This window comes from Rhizobium lusitanum (assembly GCF_014189535.1).
Classification (GTDB): domain Bacteria; phylum Pseudomonadota; class Alphaproteobacteria; order Rhizobiales; family Rhizobiaceae; genus Rhizobium; species Rhizobium lusitanum_C.
Genome location: NZ_CP050308.1, coordinates 3,671,618 through 3,696,180, shown reverse-complemented (window position 1 = coordinate 3,696,180; position 24,563 = coordinate 3,671,618). Strand labels below are relative to the sequence as shown.

At 60.6% G+C, this 24,563-nt stretch carries 27 protein-coding genes; 16 read left to right on the top strand and 11 right to left on the bottom strand.

Annotated elements, in window-relative coordinates; translation table 11 throughout:
- Window positions 1-91: 91 nt before the first annotated feature.
- Window positions 92-715: an LOG family protein gene (locus tag HB780_RS31635; protein ID WP_183692292.1), complete on the bottom strand. Its 624-nt coding sequence runs from the start codon at window positions 713-715 to the stop codon at window positions 92-94.
- Window positions 716-870: 155 nt separating this feature from the next.
- Here HB780_RS31635 and HB780_RS31630 point away from each other — a divergent pair, with 155 nt between their 5' ends.
- The 6 genes from HB780_RS31630 to HB780_RS31605 all read left to right on the top strand — a co-directional run bounded on the left by HB780_RS31630 (window position 871) and on the right by HB780_RS31605 (window position 7,995).
- A complete protein-coding gene (locus HB780_RS31630) occupies window positions 871-2,898 on the top strand; it encodes a LysM peptidoglycan-binding domain-containing protein (RefSeq protein WP_183692290.1) in 2,028 nt (675 codons plus the stop codon).
- A 199-nt stretch (window positions 2,899-3,097) separates the two neighbouring features.
- Window positions 3,098-4,984 (top strand): ABCB family ABC transporter ATP-binding protein/permease, encoded by a 1,887-nt coding sequence (locus HB780_RS31625; RefSeq protein ID WP_183692287.1) that lies wholly within the window; start codon window positions 3,098-3,100, stop codon window positions 4,982-4,984.
- Window positions 4,985-5,058: 74 nt separating this feature from the next.
- A complete protein-coding gene (locus HB780_RS31620; protein ID WP_183692285.1) occupies window positions 5,059-5,757 on the top strand; it encodes an acid phosphatase in 699 nt (232 codons plus the stop codon).
- Between the two features lie 248 nt (window positions 5,758-6,005).
- Window positions 6,006-6,704 carry a phosphatidylserine decarboxylase gene (locus HB780_RS31615; protein ID WP_183692283.1) on the top strand — a complete coding sequence of 233 codons (699 nt, stop codon included), beginning with the start codon at window positions 6,006-6,008 and terminating at the stop codon, window positions 6,702-6,704.
- Window positions 6,705-6,724: 20 nt separating this feature from the next.
- Complete coding sequence (gene pssA, locus HB780_RS31610; protein WP_183692280.1) at window positions 6,725-7,585, top strand: CDP-diacylglycerol--serine O-phosphatidyltransferase; 861 nt, start codon at window positions 6,725-6,727, stop codon at window positions 7,583-7,585.
- 269 nt (window positions 7,586-7,854) lie between these two features.
- On the top strand, window positions 7,855-7,995 hold the full coding sequence (locus HB780_RS31605; protein ID WP_183692278.1) for a hypothetical protein: 141 nt from the start codon (window positions 7,855-7,857) through the stop codon (window positions 7,993-7,995).
- An 80-nt stretch (window positions 7,996-8,075) separates the two neighbouring features.
- Here the strand turns inward: HB780_RS31605 and HB780_RS31600 are convergent, their stop codons facing one another.
- Window positions 8,076-8,840, bottom strand: a complete 765-nt coding sequence (locus tag HB780_RS31600) for an SOS response-associated peptidase (protein ID WP_183692276.1) — start codon at window positions 8,838-8,840, stop codon at window positions 8,076-8,078.
- A 43-nt stretch (window positions 8,841-8,883) separates the two neighbouring features.
- Window positions 8,884-9,204, bottom strand: coding sequence for a YnfA family protein (locus HB780_RS31595; RefSeq protein ID WP_183692274.1), 321 nt, complete (start codon window positions 9,202-9,204; stop codon window positions 8,884-8,886).
- Window positions 9,205-9,353: 149 nt separating this feature from the next.
- On the opposite strand from HB780_RS31595, the gene HB780_RS31590 reads away from it, so the two are divergent.
- From HB780_RS31590 to HB780_RS31560, 7 genes are all read left to right on the top strand, one after another.
- Window positions 9,354-9,773, top strand: coding sequence for an NUDIX hydrolase (locus tag HB780_RS31590; protein ID WP_183692272.1), 420 nt, complete (start codon window positions 9,354-9,356; stop codon window positions 9,771-9,773).
- 78 nt (window positions 9,774-9,851) lie between these two features.
- Window positions 9,852-10,313 carry a TIGR02301 family protein gene (locus HB780_RS31585; protein WP_435693902.1) on the top strand — a complete coding sequence of 154 codons (462 nt, stop codon included), beginning with the start codon at window positions 9,852-9,854 and terminating at the stop codon, window positions 10,311-10,313.
- Window positions 10,314-10,417: 104 nt separating this feature from the next.
- On the top strand, window positions 10,418-10,675 hold the full coding sequence (locus tag HB780_RS31580) for a hypothetical protein (RefSeq protein WP_183692268.1): 258 nt from the start codon (window positions 10,418-10,420) through the stop codon (window positions 10,673-10,675).
- A 16-nt stretch (window positions 10,676-10,691) separates the two neighbouring features.
- The gene (locus tag HB780_RS31575) at window positions 10,692-11,462 is read left to right on the top strand and encodes a hypothetical protein (RefSeq protein ID WP_183692266.1); all 771 of its coding nucleotides are present in this window, start codon (window positions 10,692-10,694) and stop codon (window positions 11,460-11,462) included.
- Window positions 11,463-11,535: 73 nt separating this feature from the next.
- A complete protein-coding gene (gene ygfZ / locus HB780_RS31570; protein ID WP_183692264.1) occupies window positions 11,536-12,375 on the top strand; it encodes a CAF17-like 4Fe-4S cluster assembly/insertion protein YgfZ in 840 nt (279 codons plus the stop codon).
- Window positions 12,372-12,989: a YfbR-like 5'-deoxynucleotidase gene (locus tag HB780_RS31565; RefSeq protein WP_183692262.1), complete on the top strand. Its 618-nt coding sequence runs from the start codon at window positions 12,372-12,374 to the stop codon at window positions 12,987-12,989. The genes ygfZ and HB780_RS31565 overlap by 4 nt, the downstream gene beginning before the upstream one ends.
- Window positions 12,986-13,519, top strand: a complete 534-nt coding sequence (locus tag HB780_RS31560; RefSeq protein WP_183692260.1) for a tyrosine phosphatase family protein — start codon at window positions 12,986-12,988, stop codon at window positions 13,517-13,519. Before HB780_RS31565 ends, HB780_RS31560 begins: the two co-directional genes overlap by 4 nt.
- Window positions 13,520-13,578: 59 nt before the next feature.
- On the opposite strand, the gene HB780_RS31555 is transcribed toward HB780_RS31560, so the two are convergent.
- From HB780_RS31555 to HB780_RS31545, 3 genes are all read right to left on the bottom strand, one after another.
- Complete coding sequence (locus tag HB780_RS31555; RefSeq protein ID WP_286203098.1) at window positions 13,579-14,223, bottom strand: EF-hand domain-containing protein; 645 nt, start codon at window positions 14,221-14,223, stop codon at window positions 13,579-13,581.
- 263 nt (window positions 14,224-14,486) lie between these two features.
- Complete coding sequence (locus HB780_RS31550; RefSeq protein ID WP_183692256.1) at window positions 14,487-14,993, bottom strand: superoxide dismutase family protein; 507 nt, start codon at window positions 14,991-14,993, stop codon at window positions 14,487-14,489.
- A gap of 144 nt (window positions 14,994-15,137) precedes the next feature.
- Complete coding sequence (locus tag HB780_RS31545; protein ID WP_183692254.1) at window positions 15,138-15,476, bottom strand: hypothetical protein; 339 nt, start codon at window positions 15,474-15,476, stop codon at window positions 15,138-15,140.
- A gap of 307 nt (window positions 15,477-15,783) precedes the next feature.
- On the opposite strand from HB780_RS31545, the gene HB780_RS31540 reads away from it, so the two are divergent.
- Genes HB780_RS31540 through HB780_RS31530 form a run of 3 tightly spaced genes read left to right on the top strand, consistent with a single transcriptional unit; the run spans window position 15,784 to window position 20,127 of the window.
- Window positions 15,784-18,555: a DUF2339 domain-containing protein gene (locus HB780_RS31540; protein WP_183692252.1), complete on the top strand. Its 2,772-nt coding sequence runs from the start codon at window positions 15,784-15,786 to the stop codon at window positions 18,553-18,555.
- Between the two features lie 60 nt (window positions 18,556-18,615).
- Window positions 18,616-19,269, top strand: a complete 654-nt coding sequence (locus HB780_RS31535) for an HD domain-containing protein (RefSeq protein WP_435693936.1) — start codon at window positions 18,616-18,618, stop codon at window positions 19,267-19,269.
- Window positions 19,270-19,278: 9 nt separating this feature from the next.
- Window positions 19,279-20,127: an MOSC domain-containing protein gene (locus HB780_RS31530; protein ID WP_183692250.1), complete on the top strand. Its 849-nt coding sequence runs from the start codon at window positions 19,279-19,281 to the stop codon at window positions 20,125-20,127.
- Window positions 20,128-20,150: 23 nt separating this feature from the next.
- Here HB780_RS31530 and recO read toward each other — a convergent pair whose 3' ends face one another.
- The 5 genes from recO to lepB form a co-directional block, all read right to left on the bottom strand.
- A complete protein-coding gene (gene recO, locus HB780_RS31525) occupies window positions 20,151-20,930 on the bottom strand; it encodes a DNA repair protein RecO (RefSeq protein ID WP_183692248.1) in 780 nt (259 codons plus the stop codon).
- Between the two features lie 58 nt (window positions 20,931-20,988).
- Window positions 20,989-21,363 carry a response regulator gene (locus HB780_RS31520; protein WP_183692246.1) on the bottom strand — a complete coding sequence of 125 codons (375 nt, stop codon included), beginning with the start codon at window positions 21,361-21,363 and terminating at the stop codon, window positions 20,989-20,991.
- 671 nt (window positions 21,364-22,034) lie between these two features.
- Window positions 22,035-22,982: a GTPase Era gene (gene era / locus HB780_RS31515; protein ID WP_183692244.1), complete on the bottom strand. Its 948-nt coding sequence runs from the start codon at window positions 22,980-22,982 to the stop codon at window positions 22,035-22,037.
- An 8-nt stretch (window positions 22,983-22,990) separates the two neighbouring features.
- Window positions 22,991-23,710, bottom strand: a complete 720-nt coding sequence (gene rnc, locus HB780_RS31510) for a ribonuclease III (RefSeq protein ID WP_183692242.1) — start codon at window positions 23,708-23,710, stop codon at window positions 22,991-22,993.
- Window positions 23,707-24,453: a signal peptidase I gene (gene lepB, locus HB780_RS31505; protein WP_183692240.1), complete on the bottom strand. Its 747-nt coding sequence runs from the start codon at window positions 24,451-24,453 to the stop codon at window positions 23,707-23,709. The genes rnc and lepB overlap by 4 nt, the downstream gene beginning before the upstream one ends.
- Between the last annotated feature and the right edge of the window lie 110 nt (window positions 24,454-24,563).

Genomic DNA, 24,563 nt, shown 5'->3' with positions numbered 1-24,563 from the left:
TCTCTCATTTCAAGATAGAACTGAGCCGTATGTTAACCGATCGCATTCGGTCAGCAAGCTTCGATACTTGACACCGAAGTCCTGTCTACCATCAGAGCTTCGAGATAACGGCCACTTCGCCATCGCGCGGTCCCTGCACTTCGGCGGCATGTTTGCGGATCGCCGGGATGATGTCGGCTATCTTGTCGATGACCAACGGCTGGACACGGTGGGACGTATGGATGAAGCCCTCTTCCGTCATGTGGCGGATCAGCTCCATCATCGGGTCCCAGAAGCCGTTGATATTGGCGAAGACCATCGGCTTTTCGTGACGGCCGAGCTGACCCCAGGTCATGATCTCGACGATCTCTTCCAGCGTGCCGATCCCGCCCGGCAGCGCGACGAAGGCGTCGGCGCGCTCAAACATGCCGTGTTTGCGCGTATGCATGTCCGGGGTTATGATGAGTTCGTCCAATTGGCCGAGCGAATGACGCGTCGCTTCCATATCGACGAGGAACTCCGGGATGATGCCGGTGACTTTGCCGCCATTTGACAGGACGCCGCTCGCCACAGCGCCCATGATGCCCTTCGTTCCGCCGCCATAGACGAGGCGCAGCCCGCTCTCGGCGATATGCTTGCCAAGCTCGCGGCCTGCGGCCATGTGGGCGGGATCGCGTCCCGGCCTGGAGCCGCAATAGACGCAAATGGATTGAATTGGTGCAGAATCGTCGGTCATGAATGCAAACAACTATGCTGCAGATGCTCAGTCAAGAATTTTCAAAGGAAAACTTGTGCCAGAACATGCGGAAATGGCTGAGAAAGCTTGTAAAAGCAGGCGAAATCGTTAGCAATTTCAAGAGTGGGGACGATGCCGCCGCTTGGAGATGAATGATGATGAAGAACCGTGCCGGCTGGCTGGCTCTGTTGGTGCTGGTAATTGCAACACTCTTGATGGTCTTTTTTGTGATGCCGCGCATCAACGGCGACAAAAAGCCGATCGGCGATGCCGTCAATCAGGCCAGTGACACGGTGAAGAACACCATCACGGAGAGTGCGCAAAAAGCTGATGATGCGGCGCAAAAGGCAAGCGAAGCAACGCAGAACGCTGCCGCGACCGCAATCAATGCCGCCGATGTCTCCAAGAAGCTCGCGGACCTCAGCGGCACGGCTGCCGCCTCCCTCGCCGATCTTAAGGCGCTCTTCAAGGACGGCAAAGGCCCGAGCGAGGATGTTTTCGCGGCCACCAAGACGAAGGCGATCACGGCGCTGCAGGCGATCGTCGGCTTTGCCGCGCCCCAAGGGGCGGACGCCGTGACCACCGCCTTGATCAACACGACGCATGATGGCGCCGGCAAGGCGCTCGCCATCATCCAGTCGCTTCCGGAAAATATTGCCGATGCCGGCGCTGCAATCGACAGAGCGCTCGCGGCGCTCACCGGTCAGGCAGCACCGCAGACACAGGCCGCAGCAGACTCTTCTGCGCCGTCCTTCGACGTGCTGCGTGTCGAGCCCGACGGTTCTACCGTCATTGCCGGCTCGGCCGAGCCCAATTCCAAGCTGGAAATCGTCGACGGCGACAAGGTTGTGACCACGACCCAGGTCGGGCCTACCGGCGATTTCGTGGCCGTGCTCGAAAACCCGCTGCCACCCGGCGACCATGAACTGGCCTTGCGCGCGACCGGCAAGGACGGCAAGGCCGTGACATCGGAAGAAGTCGCCACCGTTTCAGTTCCGAAGGACGACAAGAGCCAGCTTCTCGCCATGGTCTCCAAGCCCGGCGTGGCAAGCCGCATCATCACCGCGCCATCGGCCAAGCAGGGACGCGTCACTCCGAGCGAGCCGGCGACGACGACCAATGCGCCCGCGACTACGACCGACGCCAAACCGCAGGATAATGCCGCCGTTGCCTCTGCCAATCCTGCAGTCGGTAGCAATGCTGCCACCCCGCCTGCCGCAACATCCAGTGGCGAGCCGGACGTGATGGTCAATGCAGTCGAGATCGAGAACGACCGGATCTTCGTTGCCGGAACGACCAAGCCGAACGCCAAGGTCCGCGCCTATGCCGACGACAAGCTGATCGGCGAGATCACCGCCGGAGCCGACGGGCACTTCGTCGTCGACGGCACGTTGCCCCTGGCGGTCGGCGACCACAAGATCCGTGTCGATGTCCTCGGCAACAATGGCGACGTGGTGGTGCGCACCAGCGTCAACTTCACCCGCCCCGCAGGCAATCAGTTGACCGTCGCGGCGCAGACACCGGCCGCCGGCACCAGCAGTGCTGCCAACACCATGGTGCCGCTTGATGAAGGCGAGCTCCGCAAGCTGACGGAGAATGCCGGCAAGGCCTTCGCCCTGCTCAAGAGCTTGTTCACAGACGGAAAGCTGCCGAATGCCGAACAACTCGCCGCCGCCCGCTCGGGCACGGAAATCGCGCTCAAGTCCCTTTCGGAATTCCGTCCTACGATCGATGCGAATGCAGCGCTGAAACAGGCGGCCACGGATGCCTCGAACGCGGCGCTCAAGGCACTGTCCGCGCTGCAGGCCTTGCCGAAGGATCCGAAGTCGGTTGGCGATGCGCTGCCCAATCTCGAGCAGATGATCGCCGCCGTCGCCAAGCCCAAGACAGCGCCGCCGGCAAGCGCTGAAGCCGCCTCCAATGGCGGCCCGAAGACCCTTGAGCAGGCGCCGCTATCGCAGGACACCAATGCGGTCATCATCCGCCGCGGCGATACGCTCTGGCAGATCTCCCGCCGCATCTATGGCGCCGGCGTGCGCTACACGACGATCTATATCGCCAACGAAGACAAGATCAACAATCCGGACCGCATCCTGCCGGGCCAAGTCTTCGGCCTGCCGAAGGACGCATTGCCGAATGCGGAAGAGCTGCACCGTAAGCGGCTTTCGGGCGAGCATCTGTAAAGGGCGACCTTTCACGACAAACCGACACGATATGGCCAGGCGCAATCAGCGCCTGGCCATTGCTTTTACCCGCCATAAAAATGGTATAAGCCTGCCTCCAACCCCATTGCCCTGATCATGATCCGACGGGGCCTTTCCAGCCAGGCTGCGCGAGCACGCGCCATTGCCCGGCTGCCTCACATATTCGCCGGAGACGGACATGGCAGACCGCAAGAAAACCATATCGGCGGATTCCAGCAATCCATTGAATACGCTCGTCAATCTCTGGCCCTATATGTGGCCGACGGGGCGCATGGACCTGAAGATGCGGGTCGTCTGGGCGACCGTCTACCTGCTGATCTCGAAATTCTTCCTGCTGCTGGTCCCCTATTTCTTCAAATGGTCCGTCGATGCCCTCAACGGCAAGCTGGACATGCAGGGCATCCTGCCGGCCTTCATGGTAGGCGCCCTCGCGCTGATCGTCGCCACCAACGTCACGCGCCTCATCCAGCTCGGCCTCAACCAGCTGCGCGACTCACTGTTTGCCAGCGTCGGCCAATATGCCGTGCGCCAGCTCGCTTATCGGACCTTCGTGCATATTCACGAATTGTCGCTGCGCTTCCATCTTGAGCGCAAGACCGGCGGCCTGTCGCGCGTCATCGAGCGCGGCACCAAGGGCATCGAAACGATCGTCCGCTTCACCATTCTCAACACCCTCCCGACCTTCGTCGAGTTCCTGCTGACCGCCATCATCTTCTGGCGCGGCTATGGCTTTTCTTATCTCGCCATCACGGCGGTCACCGTCTGGCTCTATATCTGGTTCACCGTCAAGGCGAGCGACTGGCGCATCTCCATCCGCCGGACGATGAACGAGAGCGATACGGACGCCAACACCAAGGCGATCGATTCTCTCCTGAACTTCGAGACGGTCAAATATTTCGGCAACGAGGAGATGGAGGCCAAGCGCTTCGACCAGTCGATGGCGCGTTACGAGAAGGCCGCCACCGGCGTCTGGACCTCGCTCGGCTGGCTGAACTTCGGCCAGGGCGTGATCTTCGGCCTGGGCACCACAGTCATGATGGTCGTCTCCGGCTGGGCCGTTCTCAACGGCCACCAGACGGTTGGCGACTTCGTCTTCATCAATGCCATGCTGCTGCAGCTCTCCGTCCCGCTCAACTTCATCGGCTTCGTCTACCGCGAAATCCGCCAGGGCCTGACCGATATCGAGGAGATGTTCGACCTTCTGGAAGTCAAGCCGGAGGTGACCGACGCTCCTGACGCCAAGGAACTGGTCATCGGCCACGGCGCCATCTCCTTCAAGGACGTGCATTTCGCCTATGACGCCGCCCGGCCGATCCTGAAAGGCATCTCCTTCGAAGTACCTGCCGGCAAGACCGTCGCCGTCGTCGGTCCCTCGGGCGCCGGCAAATCGACCCTGTCGCGACTGCTCTATCGCTTCTACGATGTCCAGAGCGGCACGATCACCATCGACGATCAGGATCTGCGCACAGTGACGCAGAAGAGCCTGCGCAAGGTGATCGGCATGGTGCCGCAGGACACCGTGCTCTTCAACGACACCATCGCGTACAACATCCGCTATGGCCGCCCCGGCGCGAGTGAAGCGGAGGTGACGGCGGCAGCCGAGATCGCCCAGATCGGAAACTTCATCAGTCAGTTGCCCGAGGGTTTCGAGACCAAGGTCGGCGAGCGCGGCCTGAAGCTCTCCGGCGGAGAGAAGCAGCGCGTCGCCATTGCCCGCACCGTTCTCAAGGCCCCGCCGGTGCTCATCCTCGATGAAGCGACATCCGCGCTGGACACCACGACCGAGCAGGAAATCCAGACGGCGCTCGATGTCGTTTCGCAGAACCGCACAACGCTGGTCATCGCCCACCGGCTCTCCACCGTCATCGGCGCCGACGAGATCATCGTGCTGAAAAGCGGCGAGATCGCCGAGCGCGGCACCCATGCCGCCCTTCTGGATCAGAACGGCCTCTACGCCTCGATGTGGAACCGCCAGCGCGAGGCAACGCAGGCCGAAGAACATCTGAAGCAGGTGCGCGAGAACGACGACCTCGGCGTCGTCAACCGGCTGGCGCCGGCGCGCTGAAGCAAGCGGCTGTCATGAGACTGAGATGCCCGTTTGATAGCGAGAGCGGTCACTCATTCGAAGAGGCCCCCCGAATGCGCAATCTCGCCAGAACCTTTACGCTCCTTCTCGCCATTGGTCTTGCCGCGCCGGTTTTCGCCGACGACGCCAAGCCATTTGCCGATGCCAAGGAGATCAATCTCCTGAACCTTCTGCCGCCACCGCCTGCCAATGACTCGGCCCAGACGAAGGCCGAGCTGGGCGAAATCCTGACGTTGCAGGTGACCCGCACTCCGGAAATGGCGGCCCGGGCAGTTGCCGATGCCGAGGAAAACGTCTGGCGCTTCTCCGACGTTATCGACAATCCGAAGTTCACGAAAGAAAACCTGCCGAAATTCTCGGCCTTCTTCGATCGCATCGTCGAAACCGAAGGCGACGTGGTCGATCCAGCCAAGGATGTCTGGAAACGCCCGCGTCCGCATCTCTACAGCGACCTCGTCAAGCCGATCGTGCCTTTGTCGAAGTCCGGTTCCTACCCCTCCGGCCACACGACGCTTGGGACGCTGATGGGTATCGTGCTTTCGAACATGGTGCCGGAGAAGAAGGCCGCCATCATGACCCGCGCCTGGGAGTATGGCCACAACCGCATCGTCGGCGGCATCCATTACGCTACCGACATCGAGGCCGGCCGCATCGCGGGCACGGTCATTGCACAGACCATCACCACGCATGAGGACTACAAGACAGAATACGAGGCCGCCCGGGAAGAGCTGCGGACCGCTCTCGGCCTCTAACGTCCGCTTGGACACAAACCGAGTGTTGACGAGCCGCCGGACCGTGTCCGGCGGCTTGTTCATCTGCAGTCGCGACGGCTCTCATAGCCGCGCGGCATTTCGCGCTAAACCACGCCTTCCGGAATGAAGTAACGACGGCACGCCTGTGCCTCCACCGGTTTCACCTGGGGTGAATGCGCGAAACCATTGCCCATGACGGCTTTTGCCTGTAGTCACCGTCAACTGGTAGTCACAGGAGCCCGCCATCGATGAGCTTGTTGAATAGCGTACGCAACGTAATCGTCCCCGTGCACAAAGAAGGGTATCCCTTCGTCGCAGGTTTCTTTGTTGCATCGCTGGTTCTGGGCTGGGTCTTCAAGCCGCTCTTCTGGATCGGCCTGATCCTCACGCTCTGGTGCGCCTATTTCTTCCGTGACCCCGAGCGTATGACAGCGCAGGACGACGATCTCGCCATATCGCCCGCCGACGGCAAGGTTTCCGGTGTGCAGATGGTAACGCCGCCGGCCGAGCTCAATCTCGGCATCGAGCCGATGCTGCGCGTTTCGATCTTCATGAATGTCTTCGATTGCCATGTGAACCGCTCGCCGATGCGCGGCCGGATCACCAACATCGCCTATCGCCAGGGCAGCTTCCTCAATGCCGAGCTGGACAAGGCGAGCGAGCAGAACGAGCGCAACGGCCTCACGATCGAAACGAAGCACGGCGAAATCGGCGTCGTGCAGATCGCCGGCCTTGTCGCCCGCCGCATCCTTTGCTTCGTCAATGTCAACGAGCCGCTCGACGCCGGCGAGCGCATCGGCCTGATCCGCTTCGGTTCGCGTCTCGATGTCTTCCTTCCCGCAGGCGCCGAACCGCGCGTCGCGGTCGGTCAGAGGGCGATCGCCGGCGAAACCGTGATCGCCGAATTCGGCTCGCCGAAGGGCCCAACCGTCAGCCGTCGCAGCTAAGCCCCAAGGAAACGAGCAGGATGAAGACGCCTTTTCCGCCCTTCGAGCCGAATGGTCCCAATGACGAGGCGCGCGGGCCGCGCCTCCGGGAAATTCCGTTGCGGCTGATGGTGCCGAACATGATCACCGTTCTGGCGATCTGCGCGGGCCTCACCGGCATCCGTCTCGCTTTCGAAAACCGTTATGAACTTGCCGTGGTTGCCGTGCTGGTTGCCGCATTCCTCGATGGCGTCGACGGACGTGTGGCGCGGCTGATGAAGGCCACATCCAAATTCGGCGCACAGATGGATTCGCTTGCCGACATCGTCAATTTCGGTGTCGCGCCGGCGCTTGTCGTCTATGTCTTCCTCCTGGATCAGGCGCGCTCGCTCGGCTGGATCGCAGCCTTGATCTACACCATCGCGGCTGGGCTGCGGCTTGCGCGCTTCAACGTGATGGCGGAACGCGAGCATAAGGCCGACTGGCAGTCGGAATACTTTGTCGGCGTGCCTGCACCTGCCGGCGCCATGTTGGTGCTGCTGCCGGTCTATCTCGGTTTTCTGGGTGTGGAACCCACCAGGACTTTTGCCTATTGGGGTGCCGCTTATACCGTACTGATCGGCTTCCTGCTGGTCAGCCGCCTTCCCGTCTGGTCCGGCAAAACGGCAGGCAATGGCATTCGCCGCGATCTCGTGCTGCCGGCCATGCTGGCAATCGTCGTCTATGTAGCGCTGCTGATGAGCTACACCTGGCATGTCATGGTGGTGACTGTCGTTGCCTACCTGCTGTCGCTGCCGCTCGGCGCCCGCTCCTGGGCACGCAAATACGGCACCTTCACTATCAACGGCCCCGCCGATCCGGATGTCGACGATTCCAACGACGATATCGGCCGGCATATCTAACCAACAAGCCGTCATGGCTCGGTGCGCCGCTCGTCTCGTTGGACGATTGGTTGCGACGCTTCACGCAAAGCGCGAAGATGGTTAATGAAGAATTAACACCCTAGGTAGACAGGGAAAATACGAAAATTTCGCGCTCATCTCGCGAAATGTGGTCGGCGTTTACAAATGCTGATCGGCAAACGCCTTTGATTTGTCATGATTTAAGACAAATTGGCGAGGGACTTTGGTGATTCAAGAAACACCATCGCGAACAAGGTGAGGAGCACCCCATGACCACGAAGAAAGACGAAGCGGCACAACCGCAGGCAAAGATCGATCCCAGCTTGCTTTATCGTCCGCTCGGCCTGAAGGCCGTTCTGGCAGCACATCTGATGCTGAAGACAAAGCCGATGAAAAAGAAGATCGCCTAAGACCAGCCACCGCTCGCCAGCCGCGGAAGCCGCCTGTTCATCAGCGGCTTATGGCTGCAACGATCTCGACACAAAGCCGTTCAGAAGAGGTTCAACTGGCCATCGCCGGGGTCCGACTTCTTCGACGGCTTGGTCGAAGCCTCGATCGCTATCGGCTCATGCAAATCAGGCCCCATATTAGCGACCTTGTTGACGCGATCCGAAACCGGGATCGCCTCGAAGAAATCCTCCTGAACCGGTGCCATCAGATCGAGAACCTCGCGCGGCTCCTGCGTCTTGCAATCGAGCCAACGGGCAAAATCTTCCGGCTTGATCACGACGGGCATACGGTCATGAATGGGACGCATCGTTCTGTTCGCTGCCGTCGTCAGGATCGCACCGGTATCGACTTCCGATCCATCGGCCGACGCCCATGTCTCCATCAGGCCGGCAAAGGCGATGACGCCACCATCGCGCGGGCGTATCCAATAGGGCTGAGACTTCTCGCCGCTCTCCTTGGAAGGGCGTCGCCATTCGTAAAAACCCGAGGCAGGGATCAGAATACGCCGATGCCGCATGGCGGCACGGAACGAGGCCTTGCCGATCGCGGTTTCGGCACGCGCATTGATCAGTAGCGGAAATTCCTTGGGGTCCTTCACCCAGGCCGGCGTAAAGCCCCAGCGCACCAGCACCGCGCGACGATCCGGCAGATTGCTGCCCCGCTCCTGCCTGTCGCCCGAGATAACGACGAGGATCGGCTGTGTCGGCGCTATGTTATAGCGCGCGGGAAAGCCTTCGCTGAGCAAGACCCCCAGCCCCTCGCCGACGTATTCCGGCGTCGATGTCAATGCATAGCGTCCGCACATAGGGCTTGTTTTGCACCCTGAAAGCGCCGGGTCAAGGAGAAGGTCAGCCGCGCGGACCGAAGAGAATGATGGCGCCACCCGCAAGGCAGACGGCCGCGCCGGTGATATCCCAGCGATCGGGCAGGCGCCCTTCGGCCAACCAGAGCCAGAGAATGGAAGCGACAATGTAGATGCCGCCATAGGCCGCGTAAGTGCGTCCCGCCGCTTCGCTCGGCACCAATGCCAACAACCATGCGAACAGCGCGAGCGACACCAGGCCGGGCGCCAGCCACCAGATCGGCTTTGCCAGCCGCAGCCACGCCCAGAAGGCAAAACAGCCGGCGATTTCAGCCAGTGCGGCAAGGGCATAGAGTGCGTAGGTCATGATGATTTCCAGCAGCTTGGACGGCGGTCTCGAATCGCCATTCTCGCTTGCGAGTAAAAGGGCTTTCATCTGGCGCAACAAGGGCCGTATCTTGCGGGGACTGACCACGCCCATCGCCGCCTGACATTTTTCTCGGAATCAGAATACCCATGACCTCCATCCCACGCCCCGCTTCCTCCGCCATCCTAGAACGCGACGGCCGCTTCCTGTTGGTACTGCGCCGCAATCCGCCGTCCGCCGACATGTATGCTTTTCCAGGCGGGCGGGCCGAGGACGGTGAAACGCCGGCGGAAACGGCATTGCGGGAGTTCGAGGAGGAGACGGGGATATCAGCCCGCAATCCCCGCCTGTTCGAGACTTACGACCTCAAGAGCCATGCAGCAGATGGGACGCTCACCAGTCACTTTCTCCTGTCGGTCTTTCGGGTGGACGCCGACAAAGAAGCGACCGCCGAAGCGGCCGACGATGCCGCCGCGATCGGCTGGTACTCGCTGGAAGAGATCCGCGCCCTGCCCGTTCCGGCAAGCGTTCTCGAATGCGTCGAGCGGATCGCCGAAGCCCGCGATTGACGGGATGGGCAGGGCTCCGGCGTTAACGATGCTTAACAATAACGGGGTGGAAAGCGAGCATTTCGCCTTGTTCCCGTCATGCTTGCCATATCAATTGGGCACATGATTCATCGTCGCCTCATTCATCCGCTTGTGATCTGCGCCGCGCTTGCGGCCGCATTTCCGGCCTTTGCGCAGACGACGACGACCGCTCCACCGGTGCTGACGCCCGGCAATAGTGGCGAGGCCGAGCAGCCGACGCCCTATGACGACCAGCTTTTGCGGCTCGCCGAAATTCTCGGCTCGGTCAACTATCTGCGTAACCTCTGCAATCCCACCACGGAAGACGGTTGGCGGGTCGGCATGCAGCAATTGCTCGACGCCGAGACCAAGAACGAGCCGAAACGCAAGGAAAGACTGACCGCCGCGTTCAACCGCGGATACAGATCCTTTGCGTCGGTTTACACGAATTGCACGCCGCAGGCCGTTGTCGCCGAGGAGCGATACCGTAACGAAGGTGCAACACTGGCCACAGAAATAACCGCCCGCTTTGGAAATTGACGATTTATTAACCCCTTTTTGTACCGAGCCGTGTCGTTTTAGGAAAAGGCTGATAGAGTCGTTAAGCAAGTGGTAAGGACATGGGCGTCTTAAGGAAAGAAACAATGGAAACCAGCCTGAACGAAATTGACGACATGATCGTCCACGAAAAGATGCAGGCAGCGCTGGAATACCAGAACGAGGCTTGGGCTGACGGAATGGCCGATGGCATCGAGCCGGAGATCATTGCCGACGCCGCCATTGCCCATGCCCTCCGCGAAACTATTCGCATTAATGGGGAACAGGGCGCGGAAGCCTTGCTCGAATCGCTTAGGGAACGCATGCTTGCTGGTGAATTCTCTCCGAACCGCACCCTGCAATAACAGCCAGAGATCCCTTATGCATATCGTACCGGGCAGTGAGTTTCGACGTTCCATTGCCTCGCTTGCCGCTGCGACCATGTTTTTCGGCAGCCTTGCCCAGCCGTTGCCAGCCCTCGCCTTCTCGCTGATAAACCCACCCGCCGCTCAGCCGGGTGCTGCAAGCAAGCCCGCACAGCAGAACAATGACAAGCCGATCGAGCAGGCGCTTGAAGCGCCCTCCAAGGCTCTTCCCATGCCGGACCCGCTGGTCAAGAGCCAGGCAGGGCAGACGAGTAACAGCGCCACCGCCGCAGACGCTCCGAATAACGGCAAGTCCGTGGAAATCATCTACGATATCAGCAAGGTGCCAGAGCCGGTGCGCAAGCTGCGCGAGACCATCGTCGAGGCAGCGGCCTCCGGTGATCTTGAGCGTTTGCGCCCACTGATGAATATTGGCGGCGGCCTGAACCAGACACAGGTGACGGCGGACGATCCGGGCGAAGATCCGATCAAGACGCTGCATGATCTCTCCGGCGATTCCGACGGTATCGAGATCCTCTCTATCCTTCTTGATATCCTGTCGAGTGCCTGCGCCCATGTCGGCCAGGGAACGCCCAACGAAATGTATGTCTGGCCTTATTTTGCCGAGAAGGACATCAAGACCCTGACCGCGCCGGAAAAGGTCGACCTGATGCGGATTGTCACTGCTGGGGATTTCTCCGACATGCTGGAATTCGGCGGCTATAATTTCTACCGCGTCGGCATCACGCCCGACGGCAAATGGAAATTCTTCACCTCCGGCGAATGATCCGGCCGCAGAACTTGCGGTTCCCAAGCAGACGCCCTACCTCTGGGCGATAGGCGAAATTAGCGGGTCCATCATGCCAGCCGTATTCCTGAAAGACCGATCCTTTCTTCGCGTCACCGGCGCCGAGGCGGAGCCCTTCCTGCACAATCTCATCACCACCGACCTTGCCTCACTCGGCGCGGACGAGGCGCGCCCCGGCGCGCTGCTGACGCCGCAGGGCAAGATCCTGTTCGACTTCATGATCTCCAGGGATGGAGCAGGTTTCCTGCTGGAAACCGACACTGCGCAAAGGGATGGGCTGCTGAAACGGCTCACCATGTACCGGCTGCGCGCACCGGTCGACTTCGCGATCGCAGAAGCCGAAGGTATTACGGTCGCCTGGAGCGACGTTGCGGCCGAAGGCCCCAAGGACAGCCGTTTCACCAAGGCAGGCATTACGTTGACGCGCCAGGCCGGCCATCACGGCGACGATGCCGAGGCGCTTTACGACGCGCTGCGCATCGCCAATGGCATCGCTGTGTCCGGCCGGGATTTCGCCCTGCAGGACGCTTTTCCGCATGACGTGCTGCTGGACCTCAATGGCGGCCTCGGCTTCCGCAAGGGCTGCTATGTCGGCCAGGAAGTGGTTTCCCGCATGCAGCATCGCGGCACCGCGCGCCGGCGGGTGGTCACCGTCACCGGCAGCGCTGATCTGCCCGCGACCGGCACGGAATTGACCGCCGGAGGCAAGCCAATCGGCACACTCGGTTCGACCGAAGGCGCCAACGGCCTTGCCATCGTCCGCATTGACCGCGCCGGCGACGCTATCGCAGCCGGCACGCCGATCCTGGCGGACGGTCATGAAGTCTCCGTTGCACTTCCCGCATGGTCCGGCCTTTCCTTCCCCACGCAGACCGATGAGGCGTCGGCATGACAGCGGGTGCTGCCCCGCGCGCCTGGCAGCGCATGTTGTCCGGGCGCAGGCTCGACCTGCTGGACCCCTCGCCGCTCGACGTCGAGATCAGCGATATCGCCCATGGCCTTGCCCGCGTCGCGCGCTGGAACGGCCAGACGTCCGGGGATCACGCCTTTTCGGTGGCGCAGCACAGCCTGGTGGTGGAGGCGATCTTCCGCCAGTTGAACCCGGCGACACCGGACGAACTGCTGGCGGCGCTGCTGCACGATGCTCCCGAATACGTTATCGGCGATATGATCTCACCATTCAAATCCGTGGTCGGCGGCGAGTACAAGCTGGTGGAAAAACGGCTGGAGGCGGCGATCTATCGGCGCTTCGCCCTGCCGCCTCACTGCGCGCCGCGCCTGAAGGAAAAGATCAAGAAAGCAGACACGGTTTCGGCCTATTTCGAAGCAACGCTGCTTGCAGGCTTCACGCCAGAGGAGGCGCGCAAGTTCTTCGGCCAGCCGCGCGGCATTACGCAGGACATGCTGCCGATTCAGCCAATGCCGTCGGTCGAAGCCCAGCGGCTTTTCCTGAAGCGTTTCGAGGTGATTGAAGCCGAACGCTCCACCGCGAGAGCCGAGGCATGACCGTGATCGTCGTATCACCGCTAGCCCGCATTGCTGAAATGGCTGTCCGTCACGGCGCATCCGAAATGATCAGCCTGATGGCGAAAGAGCAAAGCTTTCACCGACCGGCCGTGATTAAGGCGAACCGGCACCTGTTGCTCGGCATGAACGATATCAGCTTTGCGGGGACCGGCGATCTCGTCGCGCCGCAGGAGACCCATGTCCGCGACATCATCGATTTCGCCCGAAGCTGGGATCGCACCGCACCGCTGCTGATCCATTGCTGGATGGGCGTGTCGCGCTCGCCGGCAGCGGCTTTGATCGCAGCGCTTGCCGTTCATCCCGAAGAGGACGACCTGACGCTTGCCCGCCGCCTGCGCACCGCCTCGCCCTATGCGACGCCAAATACGCGGCTGATCATGATTGCTGACGAGGTGCTTGGCCGTAAAGGTCGGCTGGTCGCTGCTGTCAAGACGATCGGCCGCGGTGCAGATGCGAATGGCAATGCGCCCTTCGTGCTGCCATTGTTGGCGGAGAACGACGTCACATAAAAACGGAGACTGCATTTGCGCAATCTCCTTCCATTCCAAGTCCAAGCTATGGCAGTCGATCAGGCAGCAACGCTGTCTGATGATGAACTGAGGTCATACTGTCCATAGGTATTCTGATAGGCGTTCATCGAGGCCTGCATCTCGCTGATGAAGGTTTCCAGCGCATTCTGATCGGCACTGTCACCAGCGCTCGTGCTGCTATTACCGCTGGAAGATTGTTCCTGCGACAGGACATCGGCGGCGGAGGCGTCAGTCGGCTTCAGGACATCGAGACCTTCGGCGAACTGATCCTTGTCCAGCGAACCTGAGCTCTGGCTATCCAGGCTCTTGAACAGGTTTGCGGCATCGCTTTCGCTCATATCCTTCGGGCGTCCGGCCACGAACTCGTCGGACGAAACCTTGCCGTCCTTGTTGGTGTCAAGGCTGGTGAAGAGCTGGTCCATCGGCGATTGGTCGGAAGAGTCGTCGCTCGACGTGTCCGTGCCGGTCTGGCCGTTGGCGCTCGCCTGCTGCATCTGCAGCAGCATGGACGCCAGATTGCCGGAGAACGCGCCGGTTGGGCTCTGATCACTACTGTCATCACTGTCTTCATCGCCGAGAACGCTCGCCGACAGCAGCCCTGATTGCGCTGCTTCCTGCAACTCCTGGGCGTCCACAACGCCGTCATGGTTTTTATCAAGGGGATTGTACGAGGCAGCGTTCATGCTGCTTCCAACTGAAGAAATACCACTCATCCAAATCTCCTGAAGTAAACGCCATCCGGCGCTTTCGGTGGGACGCAGCACGCTTGTTGAAATGCCTGATGGGATAGGCCGATTTGGAGGGGCGGTCAAAGATAGGTGTTAATTGATCATTAACCCCAATTGACAAGCATCGAATCATATCACCGGTGGGTCTCCGCATGAGGAAGACAACCGGCACGTGGCAAAGACCGGGACAAATGCCGCGAATCACTAAGGCGGCAAAACTATTGGATGACCGCGCAGGCCAGTCGTTTGCCGGCACCGCCGACAGGCTGGCTGCGGTAATCATCTGAGTCAGCATGGATCATCAGCGTCCGGCCCCGGATGCCATCCTTGCCGTCCAGCGACACCATGCCGTTGAAGACCTGCGCCCGCAGCTTGCCATCCTGATCGACATATTGATTGGGCATGTCACCGGCATGTGGGCCATTGGCCGCGAGCAAACCGTGCTCCACCTTGGTGGGGTTGAAATGACCGCCGGCGGATTCAAACCCGTGCGTATGGTCGCAACGGTCGCTCTCGTGAATATGGAAGGCAACCCAGCGGTTGACCGGTAGTCCGGAGATATCGAGCTCGATCAGCACGCCCTTTTTCGCTTCGGTCAGGACCGCACGCCCCGACTGCTTACCATCGGCACCGATGAAATTGGCAATCGCCGTCTGCTTGCTCTGTGCCAACGCAGGCAAAGCAGCCGTCAGCGCCAGCGTTGCGGCGATAATAATCGTTCTCATGGAAACACCTCCCTTTTAGCGTCATCAATGCAACGCATCACGGGGACAGGTGTTCCGGAGAGGAGGAAAATGAATAGTTTCAATCACAAGCATACGGTCCGCCGCTATTCGGCGAACCGCTATAATGATCCAGGCAAAAGCAGATCAAGCCGCCAGGTTGTCCACGTCGTACTGGCCATAGGTGCTGTTATAGGCATCCATCGGCGTCAGTAGATCGAGGTCGAAAGCGCTGTTCGTCTCCAGCGATTTGCTTGTTGCCGTGGCGTCACTGCTCGGCATTTGCATCAGCTTCGCCATCAGACTGCTCAGCGCGCTGCTCGTCCCGTCGCTGCCTTCGGCATTCGAGTCGGCCTCGAGGATACCCGGACGCTCGTCGGCCTCGCGCTCCTCGCGGCTTAAGACACCGTCGTCATTCGCGTCGAGCCGCGATAGCGTGGCACGATATGGATAGGAACTGTTGGATATGGAAGATACATGGGACATACAAACCTCCTAGTAGGTCAGGAGCCGCCTCATGCGACGTCGTTTGTACGCAATACATTTCAGTTGAACTATGTATGGTGATAAGCTGGTTCGCAGCACCGGTAAAGGACAAATTGTTAATGACTATTAACAATAGTTTCCAAGTTATAAATTACCTTTCTCTAATAACTTTAGAGCCGCCGGCAAAGCCGGATATGTCATCTTTCTCCGCGTAATCCACTGAAATCATAGGTGAATTGGATAATTTCCCCTTACTCCCCAGCTCATTTCATATAATGTGCGGCCAAGAGCCCATGGAGGGGATATCATGGATTTGCTGCTGATCGCGGCCGTAGTCGTCGGTATTTTTATACTGCGGAGCTACAATCTACGGCTAGGAAAGCTCGAAAGCCGCGTCCAGGAGCTGCAAAATGCGCTCGCCGGCCGGGTGCTGGCCGTGGGAAACAGCGAATCAGCCATTGCGGCCGAACCCATCAATATGGCCGATTCATACACCGAAGCCGTCGCGCAGCCATTGACTAAAACAGTCGTGGAGCCTGCGGTAGAAGCCGATTCCCTCACCGATAGCGAAGAAACAGAGGCAATCCAGGAGACTACGGCTCCCGCCTTTGCACGGGATACCGCTGCCCCCAGCAATGAGAGCCTGGAAAGCACGATCGGCGCGCGCTGGGCCGTCTGGGTCGGCGGCATCGCGCTGGCGTTCGGCGGCATCTTCATGGTCAAATACTCGATCGAAAGCGGCCTGCTGAGCCCCGGCGTGCGGCTGGCGCTCGCCGCGCTCTTCGGCCTTGTCCTTGTCGCGGCCGGCGAAGTGATCCGCCGCCGCTCCGCGCCAGTTCTCACCAACACCTTCCAGAACGCGATGATCCCCGGCGTGCTGACGGCGGCGGGCGTCGTCGCGCTGTTCGGCTCGACCTACGCCGCGCATGGCATTTACGGCTTCATCGGACCGGCGACCGCCTTCTTCTTTCTGGCGTTGATCTCTCTTGCCACGCTCGGCCTGTCGCTGCTGCACGGCCAGGCGCTTGCCGGCCTCGGCCTGCTGGCCTCAATGGTCACTCCGGCCCTGATCGCCTCGACATCACCTAAACCGTGGGTGTTGTTCGGCTATCTCGTCCTCACCTGGCTTGCCACGGCGATCGCCTCCCGGCTGCGCGGCTGGCGGATCGCGCCCGCCTTGGCCAACGTCTTCCTCAGCTTCTGGGCGTTGCTTTACATCCTCAATAGCCCCGAAGTGGAGCTCATCCCTGTGACCCTGGCCATGCTGGCGATGGTCGCCGGTACGATCTTCATCTGGCCGGGACGCTATGCCGCCGTAGCGGCGCCTGGTGAAGACCCTCCAGCGCTAGCCGAGCTAAGCGACTCAGAAGAGTCGCCAGCCTCGCAACCCGCGAGCCGTCCGGTCCTATTCCTGGCCCGCGAGCCACTCGGCATGACGTTGACGGCATCCATTGGCGCCAGCGCAGTCGCCCTGTCTCTGCTCGGCTGCAGCCTGTTGCACGGGTACTCGCTCCCCAACGCTACCCTACTGTTTGCGGCGATAGTAGCAGCGGTCGCGGCCTTCGGGGCTAGCCGTTTGTATGCAGCCTCGGCGGCGATCCTGTCGGCTATCACCGCCGGCCTTGGTATGTCCATGCTGCTGACATCCCCGATGAATGCAGCGGATTGGGGCATCGCGGAGGTCTCTCCGGCACTTCAGGATATCGTGGTCTACGAAGGCCTGGGCCTCGGCGCGATATTCGTGCTGATCGGCGCCTTCTTCCTCAAACGGTTCGGCGAGAGCGAGAAACCCTTTGCGGCGCTCTGGAGCGTCATCATGGCTGTCACGCCGCTGGCGATCGCCGCCATCAGCTATATCACCTTCGGCAATTGGACCCGCGACTGGCTGCACGGGTTCTATGGCATCGGATTGGCCTTTGTTCTGATGGCGCTCGCCGAATGGCAGCATCGCCGCTCCACCGAGGACAGCCTGGCACTGCCAACAAATATTCTCGCGGCCGGCTCCTTTGCTGCTGCCGTCTTTGCCCTGCATACGCTTGCACACGACGCCGTGCCGACGATCCTGCTGCCGGTTCTGGGCATTGCCTATCTGCTGGCCGGGCGGGTCCGTTCGTGGCTGGTGCTGCCATGGACGATGGTCGCGGCGCTGATCATCACCATGGGACGCATTGCCTGGCAGCCGACCATTGTCGATCCAGGTGAGCTCGGCACGACACCGGTCTTCAACATGCTGCTGGCCGGTTACGGCATCCCCGCAGCACTTGCCATCTGGTCCGCCTTCGAAGTCAGGCATTTGCCGAGCCCCAGGCTGCGCAATGCGCTGCAGGCGCTGGCGAGTTTGCTGGTGCTGCTGACGATCGCCATCCTCGTGCGCCATGCGATGAATGGCGGCGTGCTGAATTCAAGCATTCCGACGCTTGGAGAACAATCGATCTACACATTGCTGGCGATCGGCGCCTCCGCAACGCTGATGGCGCTCGATCTCAGCGCATCGAGTATCGTCTTCCGCTACGGCGGCATGGCGGTTGGCGTCATCTCCGTCGTCTCGATCCTGACACTGCATCTGCTCGGGCTCAATCCGTTCATCACCGGCGAAAGCACGGGCCGGATCCCCTTCTTCAACCTGCTGCTGCTTGGCTATCTCCTTCCGGCCCTCGCCTATGCTGGATTGGCGTTCTATGCGCGGAACAGGCGGCCGCTGCCCTATGTAACGATGCTGGCCGTGGCAGGCGCCGTCATGACCTTTGCCTGGGCCACGCTGTCGGTGCGTCGCTTCTGGCAGGGTGAATATATCCCGTTCTGGAATGGCTTCATTCAGGGCGAGCTCTATTCCTACTCTGTCGTCTGGTTGGCGATCGGCATCGCTCTTCTGTGGCTCGGTGCCCGCTTGGATGCACGCAACCTGCGCATCGCCTCGGCCGCGCTGGTGTTCGTCGCCGTCGTAAAGGTTTTCCTGATCGACATGGCAAATCTGGAGGGCTTCCTGCGGGCGCTGTCCTTCATCGGCCTCGGTGCGGTGCTGATCGGCATCGGCCTATTCTATCAGAAGCTCCTGACGGGCAAGAAGGCGCCAGAGTGATTGCAGAGAATCTCCGCGCTCGGTAGTAACGAGACTGAATATTCCGACACGGGGCCGACGATGGACACCAACAGGATGGCGCGGGCCTTTGCCCCGTTCGAAACACTCGCTGCGGATCTTATTCCGCATGCAGCCGATGGCGATGACGGCTCGCATGACATCGCCCATATCCTGCGCGTCTTCAGGAACGCCATGGCCATCCAGGCCGAGGAAGGCGGCAATGCCCGCATCCTCGCCGCTGCCGTGTTGCTGCATGATTGCGTCGCGGTCGAAAAGAATTCGCCGCATCGCGCCCAGGCATCCAGGCTCGCCGCCGCGAAGGCATCCGGCGTTCTCAGAGAGCTTGGATGGGCCGACGGGGACATCGCCGCCGCTGCGCATGCGATCACCACGCACAGCTTCTCCGCCAATCTTCCGCCGGAAACACTTGAGGCAAAGATACTGCAGGACGCCGACCGGCTGGATGCAATCGGCATGGTGGGTGCAGCCCGCTGCTTCTATATCGCCGGACGCATGGGATCCGGTCTCTATGACCCGTTCGATCCGCTTGCCACGGAGCGGCCGCTTGACGACAAGCGCTTCGCCATTGATCATTTCGAGGCAAAACTGTTCAAACTGGCGGATGGGTTCCAGACCGCAACCGGCCGCAGGTTCGCCGGCGCGCGGCATGAGCGGCTGAAAACCGTGCTGGCAATGTTTATCGACGAAATCTGAGGGCTATTCATGCAGGTCAGCGACCTCTTCATCTATCCGCTCAAGAGCGCGCGCGGCATTGCCATTCCGTCCGCCGCCATCGATGCCTTCGGCCTGGCCGGAGACCGCCGGGCCATGCTGGTCGACCCCTCGGGCCATTTCATCACCCAGCGTGAATTGCAGGACATTGCCCGGATCGACGTCCAGCCGGCTCCCTCTTATTTGCGGCTGAAAATGGAGGGCAAGGCCGATATCATCGTACCTCCCCCACACCCGGATAATCGTATGGAAGTCGACGTCTGGAAGTCGGCCGTCAATGCCTCGGTGGCCGACGACGCGACGAACACAGCGCTGTCGGGCTGGCTCGGCCGCGACGTCAGAATAGTCTTCTTCGACAGGCTCGCCAACCGCATTGCCAATCCGGAATGGGCGGGCAACGACACCCCTGTCACTTTTTCCGATGGCTACCAGATCCTGATCACCACCACCGGCTCCCTGAAGGCGCTGAATGCCAATCTTGCCGCCCATGGCGAGGGCTCGGTCGGCATGGAGCGTTTCCGCCCGAACATCGTCATCGATTGCGACGAGGAATGGCCGGAGGATCGTTGGGCGGCGATCGAGATTGGCGGTATTCGCCTCGATCTCGTCAAGCCCTGCGCTCGCTGCATCATGACGACGCAGGACCAGCAAACGGGCTCGCGCGACGTTCCGAACCCGATGCCGGCGATGGGCCGCGTCCGCATGTCTGCCGACCGGCGTGTTCCAGGCCCGCTCTTCGGCTGGAATGTCGTCCCACGCGGCGAAGGCTCGGTGAAGATCGGCGATGCGGTGACGGTGGTCGAGGAACGGCCGGAGGGTTGGGCGTTCAAGCGGCGATAGTCATTCCGCCCAATTAATACGCCTCAGCGCTTGGCGGCGATAACCGGCTGATTGTCCGGCCGATCCAGTGGAACGGCATTCACCGCTTTCAGCGCTGCCTGAATGAAACCGTCGCGCGCGGCGGCGATCTCGATGCCGCGCGGCTCATAGACATGGCGATGCAGGAAGAAGCCGGTCAGACGGAAAGCTGCGGCAAGGCTCTCGCCATTCGCAGCTTCGACCGTGCCGGCGGCAAGGAAAGGCGGCAGCGCCAGCATCTTATCGGCCCAAGGGGCACCGGCTGTACGGCAGACGGCCCGTCCGGTCTTTGGCGACACGAAAGCCAGGTCCTCGCGAACGCCGGTCGCGGCACATTCGCCCAGATCCAGGCCATAGCCAAGCTCGTTGAGCACCGCCAATTCGAAGCGGACGAAAAGCTCGCCGGCATCCATCGGATTCTGCATGTTTTCGAGGATGACGTCGAGCGCATCATAGAGATAGGGATGCGGATCGCGCTCCGGCAACAGACGCAGTAATGCGCCCATGGCCTGCACGCCATAGACCGCTGTCGCCGTCTCCATCAGCCGCGCCGCCCGTAGCCGCACCGGCTCCATGCGGAATTCGCCGAGATGTTCATGCAATCTCGCGCGCCACGTCACCTCGACCAGATTGCCCGGCTGCAGCACCGGCTGCATGGAGCGCGACCGGCCTGACCGCACCAGCCCCATATGCCGGCCGCGATCACGCGTCATCACCTCGGCGATGACGCTAGTCTCGCCAAGACGTTTGACGCCCAGAATGATCGCATGGTCCTGCCACTGCATCGGCCGATTTGTCCCGCAGACTGTCTTGATTCGAGTTTAGGGCAAACGGCGAGCGCTGTCACATCTCGGAGGATCTGCTTGCCGATGACAGCCTGTCGACAAACACCCGCATGGCGGCCTCGTCGAAGGGCTTGTTGAGCAGCGGCACATGCCGCAGGTCCGCCGGGAAGTCGAGCGTATCGGAATAGCCGCTGACGAAACCGAAGGCGATGCCGCGCTCGACCAGCAACCGGGCAAAGCCGAAGCTCATCGACTCCCCCAGATTCACATCCAGCATCGCAAAATCATAATGATCGGTATGAATGGCGTTGACTGCCTGCTCCAGGTTCGAGGCGATTTCCACCTCCTCGACCCCTACAAGACGAAGGATTTCCTCCGCCTCCATGGCAATGATCAGGTTATCTTCCAAAATAAGAGCGCGCTGAACCGTCATATCAGCGCCACCCCTGCATGCGTGCTCTTGGCAACGCTACGCCCCGTAGTACTTTCCACATCTATCCCTCCGGCGCCAATCATCGGCCCGTGTTGAATGGACGGTATTCCCCCATCCGTGTTGGCTCGGTCTCAAGTCACATGACCTTACCCTAACCCGCTTCGCACTTTTCGCCCCGCGGTACTATGGGCTCGTGATCACGCTCCAATCGCTTTTGCCGCTGCGGTTAGTAAGAGGTGAAACTGGTCGAAAAGTGACGGCGATACTAGTCTATGTTGATACACTATTAGCTGCCATTAAAAAGACATGTGCCAGATCGTGTCAATGCTCCCACCTGCCAAGCGGTCACTTGACCGAACAGAGCCGTTCCGATTCGCGCAAGCGTGGTGAACCCGTCAGCCCGCAACAAGTCACAGCTGCGTGCCGCGAATGGATCGCCCCACGTTTCGATAGGTTTTTCAATATCTTGTTTATCTGAACGGCGCAGAGGCGGATGAGGTCGCCGGGATCAGATGGGTGATCGCCTGCCAGCGGCCTTCTTCAAGGGGTCTACTGCGAAAAATCCAATCGAAGGGATGCGCGAGGGGGTAACCACTCCAAAAAATCGCCTTGCCGGCCCTAGCATTTGTCCGGCGATTGTCGCGAGGTGAGACAGTCGCCGGAACTCAATTCTATCCGCGCGGAAACTCGAGCCCCATTTCGCGGAAGCGTTCGGGATCGTCGCCCCAGTTTTCGCGCACCTTCACGAAGAGGAAGAGATGCACGGGCTGTTCCAGGATCGCGGACAGCTCCTTGCGCGAAGCGGTGGAGATCGCCTTGATCGCGTCACCCGATTTGCCGAGGGTAATCTTCTTCTGGCTTTCACGCTCAACATAGATGACCTGCTCGATGCGAACCGAGCCGTCCTTGCGCTCTTCCCACTTTTCCGTCTCGACATGCGAAGAATAGGGAAGTTCCTGATGCAGGCGCAGAAACAGCTTTTCGCGGGTAATTTCGGCGGCGAGCTGGCGCATCGGCAGATCGGAGATCTGGTCTTCCGGATAATACCACGGGCCCTCAGGCAGGGTCTTTGCCAGATAATTCATGACATCGTCGCAGCCGGAGCCGTTCACGGCCGAGACCATGAAGGTTTCCTGGAAGGCAATCTTTTCGTTGGCGGCGGCGGCAAGCGCCAAGAGATCCTCGTGGCGAACGCGGTCGATCTTGTTGAGAACAAGGATCTTCGGCTGGAAAACTTCCTTCAGCCCTTCGAGAATGGCTTCGGCATCGCCGCGTATGCCGCGTTCGCTGTCGATCAAAAGCATGATGAGATCGGCATCCTTGGCGCCGCCCCAGGCTGAGGTCACCATGGCGCGGTCGAGACGGCGGCGCGGCTTGAAGATGCCGGGCGTGTCCATGAAGACGATCTGCGCATTGTCGTGAATGGCGATGCCGCGCACGATGGCGCGGGTCGTCTGCACCTTATGGCTGACGATCGACACCTTGGCGCCGACGAGCCGGTTGACGAGTGTCGACTTGCCGGCATTGGTCGCGCCGATAAGAGCCACGAAACCCGAATGCGTCGGGCCGCGATTTTCAGCCGCGCCTTCGCCGGCAGCCGTGTCTTCCTGATTGGTCATTTTTTCCGTCATTCCTGAGCCGATTGCGGCTGCCATATACCTTCGCGCTCCAAGATCCGCGTCGCGGCCACCTGCTCGGCGGCGCGCTTGGAGCGTTCTATACCGGTCTCGGGCGCGGCTCCCGCCACTTCCACCGTCACCGTGAAGCGGGGATCATGATCCGGTCCGCTGCGGTCATCAACCCTATAAACGGGTGTCACGCCGAATTTCGCGTGCGCCCATTCCTGCAATTCCGTCTTGGCATCGCGTCTGGCACCGTCGGGCCGGATAGCGCGCCCTTCCCAATAGCGTAAAATGAACTTGCGCGCCACTTCGAGGCCGCCATCGAGATAGAGCGCCGCGATCAAGCTCTCGACGACATCGGCGCGTACGTTCAGCATGCGCTTGCCGGTGAGCTTCTTCACATCCGCGCCGGTGCGGATGAAGAGATGCAGCTGCATCTCGTCGGCAACTGCCGCACAGGTCTCGGCACTGACCAGCTGGTTGAGGCGCACCGAGAGCTCGCCCTCGGTCGCCACGCCGAACGTCCGGAACAGGAGCTCGGCGATGCACAGGCCGAGAACCCGATCGCCGAGAAATTCCAGCCGTTCGTAATTGCCGGCCTTGTGCGTGCGGGCGCTGGCATGCGTCAGAGCCCAGTCAAGACGCTCCTTTTCCACAAAGGCATGGCCTATTGCAGCTTCAAGCGTAAGACGATCCGCCTGAGAGAGCGTCGTCGTCTTCGTCATTCGACAACCTTGAAGAGGCGGTCCCAACGCATGTTGGTCGGCCATTTCCAGATTTCGCGGAACGATGTGTCATGGCCGAGCGAGAAGAAGATGACGCTGGCGCGGCCGATCAGGTTCTCGGCTGGCACGTAACCAACGTCGAAACGGCTGTCGTCGGAATTGTCGCGGTTATCGCCCATCATGAAGTAATGATCAGCCGGAACGACATATTCCTGGGTGTTGTCGCCACGCGAGGTCGGAGAGAGGTCCAGCGTGTCGAAGACCTTACCGGAGTCCGCCAGACGCTCGCTGTAGACGGGAATGCTGTCGCCCGGCTCCTGGCTGTAATCCGAGGCAAAAGTGCCGTGCGGCTCACGCGGAACGGCCTCGCCGTTGATGTAGAGAATGTCGTTCTTCACCTGAATGCGGTCGCCCGGCAGACCGATGACGCGCTTGATATAGTCGACATCCGGATTAGGCGGGAAACGGAAAACGACGACATCGCCACGCTTCGGCACACTGCCTAAAATACGGCCGCTGAACAGGTCGGGCGAGAAAGGCAGCGAATATTTCGAGTAACCGTAGGCGAACTTATTGACGAAGATGTAGTCTCCGACAAGAAGCGTCGGCATCATCGAGCCGGACGGGATGGTGAACGGCTGAAATAGCACCGTGCGGATGATCATGGCCAGGACGAGCGCCTGTACGATAACCTTGATGTTTTCCCAGAGGGCGTTCTGCTGTTTTTCGGCTTTCTCGGACACGCAGTCTTATTCCTTATTTGCACCCCACCGGCGCACTTCACATTCAGGCACTCTCTATCCGCTTCATATCACGGCGGCAATGGCGCGGGTATCAAAAGCGATATACGGCT